The organism is Noviherbaspirillum suwonense, assembly GCF_900182955.1.
Lineage (GTDB): Bacteria > Pseudomonadota > Gammaproteobacteria > Burkholderiales > Burkholderiaceae_D > Noviherbaspirillum_A > Noviherbaspirillum_A suwonense.
This window is the reverse complement of the sequence record NZ_FXUL01000032.1, coordinates 13,802-27,975: the sequence shown is the minus strand read 5'-3', so window position 1 is coordinate 27,975 and position 14,174 is coordinate 13,802. Positions and strand designations below refer to the sequence as shown.

General features: G+C 53.6%; 12 protein-coding genes. 7 read left to right on the top strand and 5 right to left on the bottom strand.

Features of this window, described 5'->3' with window-relative positions; translation table 11 throughout:
- The first annotated feature begins 137 nt into the window (after positions 1-137).
- From QOL82_RS26425 to QOL82_RS26395, 7 genes are all read left to right on the top strand, one after another.
- Positions 138-1,583 (top strand): ATP-dependent helicase, encoded by a 1,446-nt coding sequence (locus QOL82_RS26425; protein ID WP_283445313.1) that lies wholly within the window; start codon positions 138-140, stop codon positions 1,581-1,583.
- Positions 1,584-1,712: 129 nt separating this feature from the next.
- Positions 1,713-3,053 carry a RecB family exonuclease gene (locus QOL82_RS26420; protein ID WP_283445312.1) on the top strand — a complete coding sequence of 447 codons (1,341 nt, stop codon included), beginning with the start codon at positions 1,713-1,715 and terminating at the stop codon, positions 3,051-3,053.
- The gene (locus QOL82_RS26415; RefSeq protein ID WP_283445311.1) at positions 3,050-3,751 is read left to right on the top strand and encodes a hypothetical protein; all 702 of its coding nucleotides are present in this window, start codon (positions 3,050-3,052) and stop codon (positions 3,749-3,751) included. Before QOL82_RS26420 ends, QOL82_RS26415 begins: the two co-directional genes overlap by 4 nt.
- Positions 3,752-3,815: 64 nt before the next feature.
- Positions 3,816-5,201: a DNA methyltransferase gene (locus QOL82_RS26410; protein WP_283445310.1), complete on the top strand. Its 1,386-nt coding sequence runs from the start codon at positions 3,816-3,818 to the stop codon at positions 5,199-5,201.
- Positions 5,191-5,877, top strand: coding sequence for a hypothetical protein (locus tag QOL82_RS26405; protein ID WP_283445309.1), 687 nt, complete (start codon positions 5,191-5,193; stop codon positions 5,875-5,877). Before QOL82_RS26410 ends, QOL82_RS26405 begins: the two co-directional genes overlap by 11 nt.
- 30 nt (positions 5,878-5,907) lie before the next feature.
- A complete protein-coding gene (locus tag QOL82_RS26400) occupies positions 5,908-7,908 on the top strand; it encodes a TnsA endonuclease N-terminal domain-containing protein (RefSeq protein WP_283445308.1) in 2,001 nt (666 codons plus the stop codon).
- A gap of 33 nt (positions 7,909-7,941) precedes the next feature.
- Positions 7,942-8,856, top strand: a complete 915-nt coding sequence (locus QOL82_RS26395) for a hypothetical protein (RefSeq protein ID WP_283445307.1) — start codon at positions 7,942-7,944, stop codon at positions 8,854-8,856.
- Here the strand turns inward: QOL82_RS26395 and QOL82_RS26390 are convergent.
- The 5 genes from QOL82_RS26390 to QOL82_RS26370 form a co-directional block, all read right to left on the bottom strand.
- The gene (locus QOL82_RS26390; protein ID WP_283445306.1) at positions 8,768-9,292 is read right to left on the bottom strand and encodes a DUF488 domain-containing protein; all 525 of its coding nucleotides are present in this window, start codon (positions 9,290-9,292) and stop codon (positions 8,768-8,770) included. The genes QOL82_RS26395 and QOL82_RS26390 overlap by 89 nt on opposite strands.
- Positions 9,293-9,376: 84 nt before the next feature.
- Positions 9,377-9,802 carry a hypothetical protein gene (locus QOL82_RS26385; protein WP_283445305.1) on the bottom strand — a complete coding sequence of 142 codons (426 nt, stop codon included), beginning with the start codon at positions 9,800-9,802 and terminating at the stop codon, positions 9,377-9,379.
- A gap of 61 nt (positions 9,803-9,863) precedes the next feature.
- Entirely contained in the window at positions 9,864-10,478 is a 615-nt protein-coding gene (locus QOL82_RS26380; protein ID WP_283445304.1) for a hypothetical protein, read from the bottom strand.
- 1,210 nt (positions 10,479-11,688) lie between these two features.
- Positions 11,689-12,360 carry a hypothetical protein gene (locus QOL82_RS26375; protein ID WP_283445303.1) on the bottom strand — a complete coding sequence of 224 codons (672 nt, stop codon included), beginning with the start codon at positions 12,358-12,360 and terminating at the stop codon, positions 11,689-11,691.
- Between the two features lie 123 nt (positions 12,361-12,483).
- A complete protein-coding gene (locus QOL82_RS26370) occupies positions 12,484-14,115 on the bottom strand; it encodes an NERD domain-containing protein (RefSeq protein ID WP_283445302.1) in 1,632 nt (543 codons plus the stop codon).
- Between the last annotated feature and the right edge of the window lie 59 nt (positions 14,116-14,174).

The window sequence follows — 14,174 nt, the reverse complement described above, 5'->3', positions numbered from 1 at the left end:
CTAAGCGATAGGCGAACAGGCAAGTATATGAACGACCAACGGGACACGATCCTTACGATCTACGAAGCGGGCGCCTACCTGAAGGCAGGTAAGCGCATCGTCTTCCGCCTGGCCACAACATTCGACACGTGGGCGGAATGACTGCTAGTACCGTAACTCTTCAAAGCAAGGCTAATCCCCAGCAACTGGAAGCGATCTTGGCCACCGATGGCCCGGTGTTAATCATCGCGGGGCCCGGATCCGGCAAGACGTTCACGCTAGTCGAGCGCATTGTTTACCTCATTACCCACAAAGGGGTAGCTCCCGAGTCGCTGCTTGTGGTGACGTTTACAGACAAAGCCGCGCGCGAGCTAACTACTCGCATTTCCAACCGGCTGGCGGAACTGGGCATCCAGTTCAACTTGAACGAAATGTACCTCGGCACGTTCCATTCGATATGTTTGCGTTTGCTGGAGGACTACCGCGAGTTCACGCGACTCAAGCGCAGCTTCACGCTATTTGACCAATTCGACCAGCAGTATTTCCTTTACCAGCGCATTAAAGATTTTCGCGAACTGCCCGATGCTCAGCTCGTCATTGGAGGCGATCAGTTGGGCCGCTGGGCGCAGTCGGAAAATCTTCTTAAGTGGCTTAACAAGGTCAGCGAGGAAGCGATTGACCCTGCCACGCTGGCGGCTGCCCCCGAAGTGGAAATCCGTGCGCTGGCCGCGTGCTTCAACAAGTATCAGGATCTGCTGCACGAAAACAACTCGCTTGACTTCTCCGGCATCCAATACGAGGCGCTGCGTTTGCTGGAAATGTGCCCAGACGTGCTGGCGCAACTGCGCGAGAAGCTGACCTACCTGATGGTCGACGAGTACCAGGACACCAACACCATTCAAGAGCGCATTCTCCTGCTTCTGGCTGGCGACAAACGGAATCTGTGCGTTGTAGGCGACGACGACCAAGGCTTGTACCGCTTCCGCGGGGCCACCATCCGCAACATCCTGGAGTTCCCCGCGCTGTTCGACGAGGGCCAGTGCAAGCGCGTTACGCTTTCCGTGAATTACCGCTCGCATCCAGACATTATCCGCTTCTACAACGAGTGGATGCGCGAGCAGACGTGGGATGACGGCTCACGCAGCTTCCGCTTTGCAAAGCAGATACTCCCGCGAGAGGGTGACTTCCCCGACATGCCCACCGCGCTGCGGCTGACTGCCACTGACAACAAGGACGAAACCACCAACTGGCACGCTGAGGTGCTGGCCTTTCTTAAAGTCCTGAATGCGTCCGGCAAGCTAACGGACTGGAATCAAGTTGCCTTCCTGTTCCGTTCGGTCAAGAACGAGAAAGTGGTTAAGCTGGCGCGATTTCTCGAAGCGGAGGGCGTCCCCGTGTTCTCGCCGCGCTCGAACATGTTCTTCGAGCGCGAGGAAATTCGCCTGATGATTGGCGCGCTGATCTTCTTGTTCCCGCAGTTTCCAAAGGTGCGGGCGTGGGCCGAAGGTGTCACGCTTCCAATCTGGGACTACTACGACCAACAGTGCTTCACGGCGTTTACCACGGAATTGCGCAAGCCGGAAAACAAGCCACTGCTAGATTAGGCGCGACCGCTGGCCAAGCGCCACGCCGCGCTTGCCCAGAACACCGACTACTCGTTCTCCGGCCTGTTCTACCAACTGCTCCAGTTTCCGCTGTTCGCGCGCTTCCTCGTCGAGGATGCCGTAAAGGGCGTGGATAAGGGTCGCGCTGCGCGCAACCTCGGCACCTTCTCCAAGTTGCTCACCAAGTTCGAATATCTGCATTTTGTCAGCGTGCTCAATCCCGAATGGCTGGAAAAGAACATTCGCGACCTGTTCAACCAGTTCCTGCGCTTTCTTGTGGACGGCGGCATCGGCGAATACGAGGATGAGGCCGAGTACGCGCCCAAGGGCTGTGTATCTTTCCTCACAATCCACCAGTCCAAAGGATTGGAGTTCCCTGTCGTCGTCTGCGGCTCGCTGGAGGCAGTACCGCGCAAGCAATACGGCGCACTAGACGTGCTGCTGGAGGACGGTGGCTACCTTTCGAAGGAACGCTTCGAGCCGCTAGACGACATCAAGAACTTCGACTTCTGGAGGCTGTTCTACACAGCCTTCTCTCGCGCGCAGAACCTGCTGATGCTGGCCGCGCAAGAAAAGCAAGGGCACGGCAGGTCGCCGTCCAAATACTTCGACCGCCTGTTCTACGAACTGCCAAGCTGGCGCGATGTTGACCTCGCGGCCCTCAGCTATGAGGCCGTCAAGCAGATCAACCTTAAGCGCGAATACTCGTTCACCTCGCACATAACCGTGTTCGAAAACTGCGCGGAGCAGTACCGCTTCTTCAAGGAGCTGGGGTTTGCAGCGATCCGTGAAAGCCCGATGCTGTTCGGAACGCTGGTACATCAGACCATCGAGGACATTCACAAGACCGTTTTGCGTGGCGAAGAAGGCAGCCTAAGCTCCAATGCCATCAAGGACTGGTTTTCGGCCAACTACGCGCTGCTCTCCAAGAAGGAGCGCGTGTACCTCGCGCCCAGTTCGCAGCAGGCAGCGCTGCTGCACGTGATGCGCTACTACGAGCGCGAGAACGGCAATTGGGATCGCATCAAAGAGGCCGAGGTCGAGATTTCGTTGGTCAAGGATCAGTACATCCTTAAAGGCAGCGTCGACCTCATTCGGGGCGAGCACGACACGGTTGAGATCATCGACTTCAAGTCGGAGAAGAAGCCCGACATGGAAAAGGATCGCAGCCGAATCCAACAGTACCAGCACCAGTTGGAGGTATATGCCCATCTGGTCGAGCAGCGCACTGGTCAGAAAGTCAGCCGGATGCACCTGTACTACACCGGCGAGGACGGGGGAAACCCCTACGTGTCCTTCACTAAGGACGATCGCGCTATCGGCAAAACAATCGCGCGCTTTGATGACATCGTGGCGCGTATCGAGCGGCAGGACTATCAGATTGCCGCACGTCCGGCCAAGCTGTGCCAGGACTGCGATATGCGCGCTTACTGCGACAACAAGAATTGGAATTTCGCCAAACCAAAATGAGACTAAAGCCGCACATCCTCACAATTTCCAGCGTCCCAACGCTTCGACAGATCATTGCCGACTTTGAGCTGTCCGTTAATGACAAGCGCAACCGTCAGGCGTTGATCAACGCGATCTTGTCTGCGCGGCGATGCCTGCCAGAGACCCTTCTTGGCTATCTCGGCGAGTCCGAGGTCAAGCAAGTTTGCGAGGCTGCGGGCGTCGAGTCGACGGGACGGAAGAATGCGTTAATTGCTCGGCTCCTGAAAGCCGCTTCATCCACTCCGACACCAAGGCAGATACCGCCGCGCCGATCACCTACCAGCACGCATAAAGTCAACCATCCACAACAGAGAAGAATCTTGAGTAACCTACATCCTTCGCAGCCCCCCCTACCGCTAACTGCCGCTGATGTCGGTAAGACCAGCATCGAGAAATACGAGTTCGCCCCAGTCAAGGGGTACCCGATGCTGAGCTGGCGCGGGAAACGCCCGTTTACGTCTACTCAGTACTTTCCAGCGCAACTCAAGGAAGTGCACAGTGAAGAAGTTGATGGATGGCGCAACAAGATATTTTGGGGCGACAATCTACAGGTGATGAGCCATCTGCTCAAAAAATTCCGAGGCAAGGTTGATTTGATCTACATCGATCCGCCGTTTGATTCAAAGGCAGATTATAAGAAAAAAATCCAAGTTACAAGGTTATCAAGCCGAAACTGAACAGAGCGTTTTTGAAGAAAAACAGTACACGGACATTTGGACAAACGACGAGTATCTCCAGTTTATGTACGAAAGACTCGTGTTGGCCAGAGAACTCCTCTCTAAAGAAGGGAGTATTTACGTCCACTGTGACTGGCATAAGAACCACTTCATCCGAATGATCCTCGATGAAGTATTTGGCGCAAACAATTTCAGAAATGAAATAATTTGGAGTTACTTTGGATTTAAACGGTCCACGTCTAGGAAATTCCCGCAGAAGCACGACACAATATTTTCATACGCCCGAACAGAAGACTACTACTGGAAAGTTCAGTTCCGCCCCCACGGGCCGGATTACATAAAGCGATTCAAGAAGGACGAAAATGGCCGTCTTTACCGCGACGATGTGAATCCGACTGGCGGTGGTGCAAGAGTTATCTACCTTGACGAAGTTGAGGGCGATATCATTGATTCAGTGTGGGATGACATTCCGCCTGTGAATCCTGTTGCCAAAGAACGCCAAGACTATCCGACGCAGAAGCCAGAAGCTTTGGTGGAACGAATTATCAAAGCTTCTACGCGTCCCGGCGAGCTTGTGTTCGACTGTTTCATGGGGTCGGGAACAACCCAAGCCGCTGCCATGAAATGTGGTCGCCGTTTCATTGGCGCAGACATCAATCTGGGCGCTGTTCAGACGACAACCAAGCGGTTGCTCGGTATTGCAAATGAACTGCGCCAACAACCGCTTGATGGTGATGGCAAGCACTTCATTGGCTTCGAGGTTTACAACGTCAACCACTACGACATTTTCCGTAATCCGGTTCAGGCCAAAGAACTGCTGATCGAAGCGTTGGAAGTGCAGAAGCTGGAGTTCAGCACCGTGTTCGACGGTGAGAAGGATGGGCGCATGGTCAAGATCATGCCCGTCAACCGCATTGCCACGCGCGCCGACCTGAACGAGCTGATCGCGGGCTTTGACTACAAGGCGTGGCAGCGCAAACAGAACGAAAACCCTAACCGCCCGGTCGAGAAAATCTCACTCGTATGTATGGGCCATGAACCAGACTTGACCGCCCAACTGGAACTAGCTACGAAGCCTTTCAAGATCGACGTGGAGGTGGTGGATATCTTGCGCGACAAGGCCAATCTCGAGTTCAAGCGCGACTCTGAAGCAAAGGTTGCCATCAAGAAGGGGGATTTGGTCATCGCAAAGTTTTACCCGATGAATCTGCTGCAAAAGCTCTCACTCCAGAAGGAGTCGGTCGAGGATTGGAAGGAGCTGGCCGAGAGCGTGCTGATCGACTGGAACTACGACGGCGCGGTACTGCAGCCAGCAGTGGTGGACATTCCGGGCAAAGACGATCTGGTCAAGGGCGTGTACAAGGTTCCGGACGACGCGGGCACCATTCGCGTGAAGATCACCGACTTGCTGTCGGAATCGTGGGAAGGGACCGTCAGCAATGGCAACTAAACGCACAGCGGCCAAGGTCAGTGCGAAGGCGGCCAACACATCGGGCGCGTCGCTCGACTTCGCCTTCTTCCGCTTTCTGTGGCGGTTCTACCAAGACAACCGGGGCGTGATCCGGCAGAACTACAAGGAGCTGACCCGCAAGTTCCTCGATTTCAACAATCCGGAAAAGAATCCCAAAGCCTTCCTACGCCAGCCGCAGTTTGAGGCGCTGGAAACCTATGTCTTCCTCAAAGAGTTTCTCGGCAACGGCAAGGTCGAGGAAATCTTCGAGGCGTGGTACAAACGCAGCGGCAAGTTTGAGGGCCGCAAGTTCGGCACCTTCCTCGGGACCGCTGGGCAGGAGATGTTCGAGTTCGGCGAAAGTGATGAATTGGAACTGAACTCGTACAAAGTGCTGTTCGACAAGATGCGCAAGAACTCGCGCGTCTACCCAAACTACATCTTTGCGCTGACGATGGGTACCGGCAAAACCATCCTCATGGCGACCTGCATTTTCTACGAGTTCCTGCTTGGCAACAAGTTCGAGAAGGATGCGCGCTACTGCCACAATGCACTGGTGTTCGCGCCGGACAAGACCGTGCTGCATTCACTGAAGGAAATCGAGTCCTTCGACCTCACCCGCGTGGTGCCGCCGGAGTACGTCAACTTCCTGACAACGCACCTGCGCTTTCATTAGCTTGAAGAAGCAGGTACGTCGCTGGACACGATGGATCGCTCGCGTTTCAACATTATCGTTTCTAACACACAGAAGATTATCCTTAAGCGCCAGCACAAGGAAAAGACCGCCGTGAACAAGCTGTTCAGCGCCACTGGCGAAACGCTCACGGCCACCGGCGTCTATGCTGACGCCGCCGATCTCTACAACTTCGACCAGCCGGAAGAGGAAGGCGAACTGACCACTAACCAGCGCTTCGAAAAACTGCGCCGCCTAGAGCAGTTAGGCATCTACGTGGACGAGGCTCATCACGCCTTTGGGAAGGCGCTGGCCAAGGACATGGGCGTTGGCTCGAAGGAAGCCGACACCAGCCTGCGTACCACAATCGACCTCCTCGCGGCCAGCCTCAATGCAGCAGGAACCCGCGTCGTGGCCTGCTACAACTATACCGGCACACCATACGTCGGGCGCGAGGTGCTACCGGAGGTGGTATACGCCTATGGCCTGAAAGAGGCCATCGAAAAGAACTACCTTAAAAAGGTGGTGCTGCACGGCTATGGCAACACCCGTACCGACGAGTTTGTGGACATTGCCGTCGAGGCTTTTCTAAAGGAGTCAGGCGAGTTGCGCCCGGAGGGCCTGCTGCCCAAGTTGGCTTTCTTTGCCGCCACCGTTAACGAGCTGACCGGTGAGCTGAAACCAGCGGTCGAGCGGGCGCTGTACAAGCATGGTATCCCGACCTCGCGCATCCTGGTCAACGTCGGCGACGACAAGCTCACCACCAACGACGACATCCGCGAGTTCAATCGCCTAGATACTGAAGGCTCAGAAAAGCAGTTCGTCCTACTTGTCAATAAGGGCCGCGAGGGCTGGAACTGTCGCTCGCTGTTCGGGGTGGGTCTATTCCGCGAGCCGAAGTCAAAAGTATTCGTCCTGCAAGCCACGATGCGCTGTTTGCGCGCCATCGGGGAGGCTCAGCATACCGGCCATGTATTCCTCTCGAACGACAACCTGAACACCCTGAATGACGAGCTGCAGCAAAATTTCCGCATCAGCGTCGACGAGTTACAGAAGACGGGCAGCGACAAAGAACGCGTTGAAGTGCGCGTGGTCGCGCCTCCGGTAAAGATCAAACTGGTGCGGGTGCGGAAGCAGTACCTGATGCGCGAAAAGCAACCCATACCGGGCCAGGACCTGGTGCCCGAGCGTGCTGATCGCGAGACTTGGAACACGCTTATCGAAAAGTACCGGTTGATCGAAACCCAACAGGTAGGACTGACCGCAGCCGATGCAGCACGTGCGTCGGACAGCCGCACCTTCGACCTGACAGCGCGCCGTGAAAAGCGAACCTTTTCGCGCATGACGCTGGTGGCCGAGGTGTCGCGTTACCTCAACCGAAAGCCATTGGAAATTGAGGAGCTGCTTGACGTGACCAAGGAAGGTACCGATGAACTTGTGGCTATTACCAACGAGTTCAACGAGCTGCTGTACGACGAAATCATCCCTCGACTTTTCCGTCAGCTCTATGACCTCGATGAGTCTCAGCAGACCGAAGAACACGAGGTCGAGCTGATAAAGTTGCCCTCGAACGGCTACTACGAAGTGACAGCGGCGAAAAACAAGATCGTGCGCAGGCTCGACCTGCAACTCACTGATGAAGAACGCGCCAAGAGCTTCCATCTCGACACCTACTGTTTTGACTCCGGTTCGGAGAATTGGTTGTTCTGGGACTTACTGCGGGAGAAGAGGGTGAAGAAGGTCTACTTCACCGGAATGCTAACCCACGGTCAGTCCGATTTTTTTATCCAGTACATCGATCCGGGATCACATACTGTCCGCAGCTATTACCCCGACTTCATTTTTCAGCGCGAAGAGCCGGATGGCAGCCTGAAGTATGTCATCGTTGAAGTAAAGGCTGACAACCAGATCGAAGATGCCGTGGTACAGGCAAAGAAGGACTTCGCCCAGCAAATTGCTGTGGCGAGCGGCATGGAGTACCGGCTCATGAAGTCAACCGACGCGGACAACCGACACTATCGGGTTCTGTTGTAAGGCGAATCAACATCGGGAGAGAGGGGAATAACGATGGCATTGGGTCAATTGGAGCGCATCCTTGTTTTGGCGAAGACATACCCCTCGCCCAGCGCACAGTACATCGAGACATCGTGTGTTGCGGGCATTAGTCAGGACGGTTCGATGCGCCGTTTGTACCCCGTGCCGTTCCGAATGATCGAGCAGGGTCAGCAATTCAAGAAATGGCAATGGATTGATGTCCGGGTCGAGAAAGCCAACAAGGATCATCGTCCCGAAAGTCACAAGCTGTATATAGACACAATTACCTGTGGAGACATAATCGATGCCAAGAAGGGTTGGGCCTTCCGTTGGGAGTGGTTGGACAAGATCCCGGCATTTCACAGCTTTGATTCCATCGAATCAGGGCGGATCACCGATGGGCTGTCTATCGCGCTGCTACGTCCGAAAAGGCTGATAGGCCTCGAGATCGTCAAGGCTCGAAACCACGACTGGACGGACGAGGAAAAAGAGAAGCTGATGCGTGAGCAGATGCAGGGCGATCTCTTTTCCGAAGCCGAGGCGAAGCGGCAAGTAAAAGAACTGCGCAAAGTGCCTTTCGACTTTTACTACCGGTACGTATGTGACACGCCAGAGGGCGAGAAGGAGCACAGGCACAAGAGTGTCGATTGGGAAGCTGGCGCATTATTTTGGAACTGCCGCCAAAGCTACGGCGTCAATTGGGAAGCACCGTTCCGCGACAAACTGGAGAAAACGCTTGGCGGAAGAGACTTGATGTACCTACTGGGCAACCAGCACCGGTTTCAAGACCAGTGGCTGATCATCAGTCTGGTATATCCGCCTAAGCAGGAGCTTGTCGAAGTAGTGCAGATCTCGTTGTTTAGACGGTCACGGCCCGAATGTGTTCGACGCGCATCCCACTGTAGTCGCGCACAGCATTGGCCACCATCGAACGGTGGCAGAAGTTAAAGTCGGCCTCATAACAAAGCAATGCGCAATTCGACGAACCTGCGAGGTCCGATAGTTCGGCGATGGGAGCTTTTTGCTTCTTGAGGTGTTTCAGGAAACCCTGTTTGTAGCGCTTCCAGTCGCCATCCTCACGGTAACAATTGCGCACCGGCTTCGGACATCCTAGATTTACCATGTGGACGTACTTGAAGCCAGAGAAATGCAGCGCGCTGGTCAACGACTTCTTCGAAAATCCAGGTTTACGCGATAAAGGAATTTCACGAATGTCCACGACAGTTTCGACATTGTGCTCTGCGAGCAACGACATGAATACGTCAATGTCCAGTCCTTCATATCCGACAGTGAAGATAGGCATCAGCTTTAATCCTCCAAAAAATGATTGTACAAGCGGGCTGAGCTTTTGAGGATCAGGAGGCTTACGTAAGCGCGACGCCATTCTTGGCTCATGACTGCTTTAAAAATCATGGACCTGGCCGCCAGAATTTTAGCTCTGTGTAATGAAGTGGCCCAAGCATGCTGCCTACAGATTGGACTTGCTGACAGCCCCCCTTATCATTTCCAAAATAAGGCTGAAAGTCTCGTTGGTATACGGTTGAAGTATCGCCCCTTCCTTAAGGATCGGATGAGTTGCATTTTCTATCTCCTGTTCCTGCCCGTCTAAAAAACTGGCAATCATCACTGGAACGGTTCTCTGCAACCTCGAATGACAATAGGCCAACATCGGTTTTTTCACCTCCGAGTCATTCGCAAAAATCCACGCTAATTTCGCAGGTTCATTGAATAGGCTTTCAAGAAAAACGTCCTGCTTCAACTCTACGTCTTCTACGTGATGCCACATCAATTTCGAGCCAACCATACTCGCAAATTCTTGAGATGCAATGGCAAGTCGCGGGCTGAGATTTCCGATCGCGATCAAAATAATAGAACAGCGACTAATTGGCTGCATTTTTTCCTTGCAAAGCTTCGTTCCGGGTGCCCTGATATGGGAAGCGCTCACAATCATTGCATCAAAAATGATAGGCAACGGATTTCGCTGCGCGCTTGAACTCGTCCAATAAAGTGTTTAGCTGCTCTCGCTCAGTCTTCAACTTTTGCGTTTCCTTTTTTCTGCCTTCTGGCATGTAGTCGGAAAAATCATGGTACGATTTTAACCTATAGCCCAGCTCCTCATACTCGTCACGCAGGTCGTCGTGAATAGAGGCCGTATTACGCGGATACTCGTCATCATCGGAATCAAGCATGTATCCAAGGGAGTCGCGAAATTCTTCCGGTATTTCCTCGAGTTCGGTGATATTCCGATTCGCGATCCTGCGTTCGAGTCTCATGCATCGATAATAATCGATATCGAATTCGCCACCGTGCTCAGTCATGAAGCCGAGTTCAGTAAATAATTCGCTCACCACTTCCAAACTCGACTCGATATCGGACATATCTGAAAGTACCTCGTCGATATTTTTTCCACGGAGATCAATGAGTTGTCTAATATCGGTCGCTATCGTTTCGAAAACGTATCTTTTATCGAAATATTCGCGTACATCCTGATTACGCTTTTGTACGATAACTTTTAATTTTTCGTCTGCGCTTGCTTTATGATCCGGCGCATCCCCGATTTTTTCCTGCATTACAATTCCTTTTTTTAGTCAGCTGCAGGCACGCTGCCTTCTTGCACGTGCCTATTAATGCCGCTTGGCTTTGCATTCACTGAGTGGCGGCCGGCTGGGATATTACAAATACGTAAACGACAGGTCGGAGAAATACTTTAGAGCGGTTCCAAAATAGATTTATGTGACCGCCTTGGGACGGGAATGCGGGGCCTGTAACGAGTCTTTAACGCATCGTCAGTTTGGATTGCAACCTATGATCTTGTAAAAGGTTCGACAAAAATTCGACAAGAAAGGAAAAAGTTTAGTGCATTGAGCTGGGCATTAAATGGTTAATTCCACCTACCTTCAAAATTAGAGGATGGTCGGACGATGGATCGAAAGACTCTAAAAGTACAACCAAGACATCTTGTCTTCTTTGATCGTATGAGCCAAGGTGATTCGGTGCAGTTTCACGAAAATGCGTCAGCAGTCATTGGAACAGGCTTGACTTAACCAGCATGAGTTGAACAAACGTTGTCACCTGGAATGGCTGGGGATCCACAGACGCTACACATTGTTTTCTCCGAAGTCCCCCTTTTGCTATGGTAACCCGCCGCCGAAGAACCGAAATTTATTGGGAATGAAGGCATAGGCAGCGGTTTCGGTAAGCAGTCAGCATGGACCGTTCGGACATGCTTTGCTAATTCCTCAGACCTAATCATTTCATTGCACCTTACGCAGTGAATGAATGGGCGTTTACTAAGTACTTTGTTGTTGGTTTTCATTGCTGCCCTTTGAAACTAAAGATTGCGTGCAATATTTTACATTTCTTTATGTAATCGTTGACTAGCGCAGATGGCTTTGAATCAATAAAATTTTCTGCACGTCAATAATGCCTCGTAGTTAAGTAAAAGCCTATAGTTAATTTAGGGTATTGCCGCAGGGTAGTGTTTCGGAATGCTCGCTGTCGATTTTTGCAAATCGGTTATCGAGCGGTTAAATAATGTCGATGATTTACCTATTCATCGAACCACCACGACGCTAAGTTAATCCGAGATATTAAAAACTCTCTGGCTCGTCCGGATCACTTGACAACCAAAGGTAAAGGAGCTTGGATAGTTTGGCTTTTCGCTAAGGCAGATAGGGTTCAAAACTCTTTCTAGATTTATTTGTTGTCGTGTATTCACCGACATTCCAATCAGACTAACACGTCGTTCTTCCTTGCAAACGCTGCCGCCGGGTACAAAAATTACCTCAGCAAGTCAGCAACTTCCTCAGCAACGAGTTTCAAGTGCGACCATGCCCATCCATGCCATTGCCACCATTCTGTCGGCGCGAGACTTCTTACGACGAAAACAGTGGTGTTTCCAATCTGCGCACTAACAGGTTTTCCAGGCTCGGCGCATGGCGGCGGCAAATCATACGAAAGCACCTTGGATAAATCCTTGATTGTCCCGGCTCCATGAACGATGAGCACGGGAGGCTGAATAGATTCGAGCAAAGTTCGAAAGATTTCGGCGCCGCGCCCTCTGCCGCCAGCATGGGCAGCCGTAGAAAGGATCGCACTCATTGGCGTGGAGTAGCAGATGACATTGGTCTCTAGCACCGAATCCACACCCGCTTGCAGCAGCAAATCGCGCAGGCGGTTGGTGTTCTGTCGAGTCTGCGAAGACGTTCCAACCAGTTCTTCATAGAGCCTGCGACACGATTCTCCATTGCGACTGAATAACGCGTCCATATGACGGCGATGCGTCAACTGTGCAGCGTCATAGCCCTTCGCCTGGTTGCGCCCCACGATAAAAACTCTCGCGGAAAATGGATCGACAAGATCTGTCATCCAGGGCCGTGGATATTGCCCATTCAGTGGTTGGGTGAGCGCTGATATTGTTGCTTCAAAAGAGGCGTGATCGATTTTGGACATTGCGTGGGTCAGTAAAAAAAGGTCGAACAGCTTTTAAAGTTCAGTAGGGAAGGGGCAGCGGCCCGGGTTTAGCCGTTAATGCCTGAGATTTGGCTTACAGGCACAATGCAACGCGTACAAAAATTAAGCCCCCAGCACCCCCGCAAAACACCTCTCCGCCTCCCGCGACACCACCACCTCCAACGCTACCTGTGCCCGCGTCATCCCGACAAACAGCTTCCTTCTTTCTGCCTCCCCCAGTTCCACAAAATCCATCTCCGCCAGCACCACCGCCGGCGCCGACTGTCCCTTGTACCGATAAACCGACTCCACCAGCAATTCCCCAGCCGTCCAGACCGGATTCCCATCCCGGTCATAAGCCCCGGTAAAACGCCTTGTGCTAAACGATCCGATCGTCTCCCGGGCAAGCAGGGCAGACCGGTTCAGGCCATGTCCAGTCAGAACGACAATATCCTCAACCCTGAACCCCTGTGCCAGTAGCAGACCGATCGCATGCACAGTCTGCGCAACAAGCTGCTCCGGCGTCGCATAAACATGAAACCCCGGGATCTCGCCCTGGTAGGGATTACAGGACCGCACCGTCGGCGTGGCCAAACCGAACGCGTTGATCACATCGCAAATGGCACGCGGGCTGCGATAGTTCTCCGAGCAATCGACGACCACCGCTTCCGGCAAGTCGAACCGCGCACGTTCATAGAGCCGCTGGTTGTCGTCCTCCAGCAGATACAGCCGTCCATCGTCCTTGAGCTGAGTCAGCAAGCTCTGCAGCCATTCCGGCTCGAAATCCTGCCCCTCGTCGACGATCAGCACGTCGTATTTCGCATTGAATTCCGCGCTGTCGGCAATATAGGTCGCAGCAATTTCAGCGAATATTCCGGCCTGCGTGAAGTCCGGTTCTCCATGCTTGCGCCGGTGATGCGCAACGCAGGCCTCGTGAAACGTCAGCACTTGCGCCCGCGCAGACGAGATGCGCACCATGTGGTCTGCCAGCGAGCGGTTGAAGCAAACATAAAGAGCGGCCTGGCCGTTCGTCACCGCATCGTCGAGAAGGCGGTGCGCGAGCTGGGTCTTGCCGGACCCGGCAGTTGCCTGCACCCGGATGCAACGCGACGGCGAAGTGATTCGCGGAACCCAGCCTGCCAGCCCGCCCGATAGCTGACGCACAGTCTGCCGCAGCTGCAAACTCATGACCGATAGATCAGGCACGACGTGGAATTCATTACGCAGGAAGCGCCGCAAGGCGCCCACGTTATCCGTAGCCGTTGCAGCAGCCATGATCTCGCGGACAAGGGACCCGAGTTGCGCGTATTGCGTCGCACCGATGATGCGGGAACGCTGCATCGCAGCGATGTGTGCGTCCGGCACCTGGTAGTCAGGCAATACCAGGCAGGTAGCAATGTGCGGGTTCAGCCCGGCTTCCTTCAGCCGACCCTGCATCGCATTGAACTGCATCCGGCACTGGCGCGCCACGTCCTTCTCGCCATTGCCGTACAGCTTGTAGATGCTGCCGTCGCGCAGCGTCACCGCTCCTGCCTTGACTTCGATCAGCAGCAGGTTGCCGGCCGGGCCCAGAACCACGATGTCGATCTCGCGCTGGCGGTCCAGTCCGTCGTGGTCGTTCTGCAGCGACACACTGTGGAAGATTTCATACCCGTCGGAGAGCGAAGCTTGCAGGCGGTCCAGCACATCGAGTTCTCGGTAAAGACCGCCTTGCCGAGCGGCGGGAGGGGGAAGTCTGGGACTAAGCAAGGCCATGGAATGTATCGGTTAGCGGTCGAAAAAAGGCCAGAAACGTCGTGCGGCATGGACCATCT

Excerpts from the sequence above, each read along its gene's own strand:
- QOL82_RS26425 (WP_283445313.1), top strand. The coding sequence starts at position 138 with ATGACTGCTAGTACCGTAACTCTTCAAAGCAAGGCTAATCCCCAGCAA.
- QOL82_RS26380 (WP_283445304.1), bottom strand. The coding sequence starts at position 10,478 with ATGCAGGAAAAAATCGGGGATGCGCCGGATCATAAAGCAAGCGCAGAC.
- QOL82_RS26415 (WP_283445311.1), top strand. The coding sequence starts at position 3,050 with ATGAGACTAAAGCCGCACATCCTCACAATTTCCAGCGTCCCAACGCTT.
- QOL82_RS26375 (WP_283445303.1), bottom strand. The coding sequence starts at position 12,360 with ATGTCCAAAATCGATCACGCCTCTTTTGAAGCAACAATATCAGCGCTC.
- QOL82_RS26405 (WP_283445309.1), top strand. The coding sequence starts at position 5,191 with ATGGCAACTAAACGCACAGCGGCCAAGGTCAGTGCGAAGGCGGCCAAC.
- QOL82_RS26400 (WP_283445308.1), top strand. The coding sequence starts at position 5,908 with ATGGATCGCTCGCGTTTCAACATTATCGTTTCTAACACACAGAAGATT.
- QOL82_RS26370 (WP_283445302.1), bottom strand. The coding sequence starts at position 14,115 with ATGGCCTTGCTTAGTCCCAGACTTCCCCCTCCCGCCGCTCGGCAAGGC.
- QOL82_RS26410 (WP_283445310.1), top strand. The coding sequence starts at position 3,816 with ATGTACGAAAGACTCGTGTTGGCCAGAGAACTCCTCTCTAAAGAAGGG.
- QOL82_RS26385 (WP_283445305.1), bottom strand. The coding sequence starts at position 9,802 with ATGCAGCCAATTAGTCGCTGTTCTATTATTTTGATCGCGATCGGAAAT.
- QOL82_RS26390 (WP_283445306.1), bottom strand. The coding sequence starts at position 9,292 with ATGGCGTCGCGCTTACGTAAGCCTCCTGATCCTCAAAAGCTCAGCCCG.
- QOL82_RS26395 (WP_283445307.1), top strand. The coding sequence starts at position 7,942 with ATGGCATTGGGTCAATTGGAGCGCATCCTTGTTTTGGCGAAGACATAC.